1 protein-coding gene and 1 tRNA gene are annotated in these 3,922 nt (G+C 64.0%); both read left to right on the plus strand.

Annotated elements, in window-relative coordinates:
• Positions 1–273: 273 nt before the first annotated feature.
• Positions 274–2,943: a glycosyltransferase gene (locus AC630_RS40435; protein ID WP_074123916.1), complete on the plus strand. Its 2,670-nt coding sequence runs from the start codon at positions 274–276 to the stop codon at positions 2,941–2,943.
• A 329-nt stretch (positions 2,944–3,272) separates the two neighbouring features.
• Positions 3,273–3,348 (plus strand) — tRNA-Lys (locus AC630_RS40440).
• The last annotated feature ends 574 nt before the right edge of the window (positions 3,349–3,922 follow it).

Genomic DNA, 3,922 nt, shown 5'->3' on the forward strand with positions numbered 1-3,922 from the left:
CGCAGCCGGCCGCGAGCCCCTCGCCTGCGGCAAGCCCGACGCCGGCGCCCCAGAAATAGCCGCGATCGTTTCAGCCTCCGTTCAGGAACGATCGGCCATGGAAGCGGTCGGCACTGCCGAGCATTCCGAAAAGGCCGTGCCCTCATAACGACATGAGGGCATGACAGTTGTGAAACCGCGCGGCAGAGGTATGCTCCATTTGCCGTGGACTTGGTCGGATCTCGGGGTCGGATCCGCTTCCCTGCCACCTCAGCCCCGTTTGGTTTAGCCGCGATGCGCGTTGTCGCCGCCGTTCTGTTGCTCGTGTCCGTGCTCCACGCGGGCATCTGGGGAGTCTTGCGCGACCAGGAACCCGCGCCGGACTTCAAAGGCTTGTTGCCCAGCGTCTCCTACGCGCCGTTCGAGGGATCGGCCCACCCCGACATCGACAACATCCCGACGGTCGAGAAAATTCGCGCCGACATGAAGACGCTGTCGACGATGACGCGCGCGATCCGCCTCTATTCGTCGACGGGCGGCGTGGAACTGGTGCCGCCGATCGCCGCCGAGTTCGGCCTCAAGGTCACCGTCGGCGCCTGGATCGACAAGGACAAGGACCGCAACGAACGCGAGATCAAGGCCGCCATCGAGCTCGCCCGCAAGAACAGCAACGTGATCGGCGTCGTCGTCGGCAACGAAGTGATCTACCGCGGCGAGCAGAAGGTCGAAGACCTCATCGAGATGATCAAGCGGGTGAGGAGCGCGGTCCGCGTTCCCGTCACCACCGGCGAGATCTGGAACATCTGGCGCGACAATCCCGACCTTGCCTCCAACGTCGATTTCATCGCCGCCCACGTGCTGCCCTATTGGGAAAACTTCCGCTCGGACCAGGCGGTCGACCAGGCCGTCGACCGCTACAACCTGCTGCGCAATCTATTTCCCGGCAAGCGCATCGTGATCGCCGAGTTCGGCTGGCCGAGCGCAGGCTATAACCTGCGCAACGCCGATCCCGGTCCGTTCCAGCAGGCGCTGACCTTGCGCAATTTCGTCAGCCGCGCCGAAGCCATCGGCATGGAATACAACATCGTCGAGGCGATCGATCAGCCCTGGAAGTTCTTCGAAGGCGGCGTCGGTCCGTACTGGGGCATCCTCAACGCCAGCCGCGAGCCGAAATTCGCCTGGACCGGCCCGGTGGAAAATCCTGATTACTGGAAGCTGATGACGATCGCGCTCCTGGTCGGCGTCCTCCTGTCCCTGCCGATCCTCCGGCTGCAACAGCCGACCGCCAAGCAGGCCTTCCTGCTGTCGGCGGCCGCCAACGGCGTCGGCGCCTGGGCCGCGACCGTGTTCGCTTTCTGGAACGGGCACTATTTCGTCTTCGGCTCGGCCTTCGCGCTGACGCTCGGCATGATCCTGCTTGTTCCCCTCGTCCTCATCGCGATGGCCCGCATCGACGAGATCGCGGCGGTGGCCTTCGGCCGGCCGCCGCAGCGCCTGCTCTCCAAGGGCAAGCAGGTCGAGAACGTTCCCGAAAATTACTACCCGAAGGTCTCGATCCACATCCCCGCGTACTTCGAGCCGGTTGAGATGCTCAAGCAGACGCTCGATGCGCTGTCGCGGCTGAACTATCCGAACTACGAATGCGTCGTCATCATCAACAACACGCCGGATCCCGCCTTCTGGCAGCCGATCCAGGACCATTGCCGCGCGCTCGGTGAACGCTTCAAGTTCATCAACGCCGAGAAGGTGCAGGGCTTCAAGGCCGGCGCGCTGCGCATCGCGATGGACCGCACCGCTGTTGACGCCGAGATCATCGGCATCCTCGATGCCGACTATGTCGTCGATCCCGACTGGCTGACGGACCTCGTGCCGGCCTTCGCCGACCCGCGCGTCGGCCTCGTGCAGGCGCCGCAGGAGCATCGCGACGGCGACCTGTCGATCATGCACTACATCATGAACGGCGAATATGCCGGCTTCTTCGACATCGGCATGGTCCAGCGCAACGAGGTCAACGCCATCATCGTGCACGGCACGATGTGCCTGATCCGCCGCGCAGCGATGGACATGGCCGGCGGCTGGTCGTCCGATACGATCTGCGAGGACTCCGATCTTGGCCTTGCGATCCAGGAACTCGGCTGGGTCACGCACTACACCAACCACCGCTACGGCCAGGGCCTGCTCCCCGACACCTACGAAGCCTTCAAGAAGCAGCGTCACCGCTGGGCCTATGGCGGCCTCCAGATCGTGAAGAAGCACTGGCGGCACTTCCTGCCCGGCCGGAGCCGGCTGACGCCCGACCAGAAGCGCGAATACGGCTTGGGCTGGCTGAACTGGCTCGGCGCCGAAAGCCTCGGCGTGGTCGTGGCGCTGCTCAACCTCGTCTGGGTGCCGATCGTCGCCTTCGCCGACATCGCCATCCCCGACAAGATCCTGACGCTGCCGATCATTGGCGCTTTCATCGTCTCGCTGGCGCACTTCCTGTCGATGTACCGCGCGCGCGTCGCAATCAAGCCCGGCCAGATGCTGGGCGCGATGATCGCGGCGATGAGCGTGCAGTGGACGGTGTCGCGCGCGGTCGCGCAAGGACTGATCACCGAGCACATAGCGTTCGCGCGCACCTCCAAGGGCGGCCTGTCGCGGATGTCGATCGAGTTCCAGGCGTTCTGGGAGGCTGTGATCGGCACCCTGCTCCTGGTCGGCGCCGGCGTGCTGATCGCCTCCAACAGCTACCGGCAGATCACCGAGATCTACGTCTTTGCCGGCGTGCTGGTACTGCAAAGCCTGCCGTTCCTGGCCGCGGTCGCGATCGCCATCCTCGAGCTCAGCCGCATCAACTCGTTCCAGTTTTGGCGCGACAGCGCGATCCGCACCGCCGAGCTGATCGGCCTGCGCCCGGTCGCGCTGCCGACGCCGGCCGGCTCGCCGCAGCCGGTGCCCAACGAGGTCCGTCGCGAGGCGAACTGACGGAACGGATGGCCTCACGGCGCGGGTGATAACTCCGCGCCGGCGAACTATCCTCGCTGTTCGGCGTGGATGACGCCCACCAATCAGGTTGAAACTTTCGGCCTAAGCGACGGAAGCAGCGAGCCAATCCCCGTTCGTGCCACGAGTCCTGGCAGCCACCCCGGCTATTGACCTCAACGCCCCGGCCCCCTACACAGCGCGGACCGACAGCATGAACCGGAAACAGCCGGTTTTCCCCGCGACGCCAAGTCAAACGTTGCGGCAAGACATGCTTCTCGAAATGACCGACGACGATGGCGATCGATCGCAATGCCATCCAGCGGCCATGGGAGCGCGTAGCTCAGCCGGTAGAGCACGTGACTTTTAATCACGGGGTCCTGGGTTCGAGCCCCAGCGCGCTCACCAACAAAATCAAGTGGTTAGATCCGAATCGACCGCCAACGTCCTCCGAGCAAAATTCGGCAAGCACACACTGAGCACACGGGAGGCTGGCCGTGTTTGCGCTGCACCGGAGTTCAGCGATGACCTGGCTCTGGATCGTTGGCGGATCGCCGTTGCTGCTGGCACTTGCGTCCGCTGCTTTGGTTGCGCTCGTCGTCAAAGTGAAAGGCTCCGGCGACTCCGGCGCGATCGACTAACCCATTTCTCCACACCCACGACGCGCAGTAGCTCGCGCGCGTTCGGGGGCCCAAGGGCTTGATAATTTGCGAGGTACTTAGGATGCCGCTTTGATGGCGGTATGCCGAGCCCTGTCGGACGCCATGCACCTAAGCCGGCTTGCACTTCGCGAGCGCCCGTCCGTTCCGATCGATAATTTTGAATGCTCAGCGGTGCCGCAGACCGCCATGCACATTCGGAGAGTGGGCCGTGATCAGGTTTTTATGCTTCCGCGCCGCCGCTTCGGCCTCGCGAGCAAGTCGTTCAGCCTTTAACCTCTCGCGGTTTGCATGAAACGCCGCTTGGATGCGTTCATACTCGG

Source organism: Bradyrhizobium sp. AS23.2 (assembly GCF_001908185.1).
Taxonomy (GTDB): Bacteria; Pseudomonadota; Alphaproteobacteria; order Rhizobiales; family Xanthobacteraceae; genus Bradyrhizobium.

Excerpts from the sequence above, each read along its gene's own strand:
- AC630_RS40435 (WP_074123916.1), top strand. The coding sequence starts at position 274 with ATGCGCGTTGTCGCCGCCGTTCTGTTGCTCGTGTCCGTGCTCCACGCG.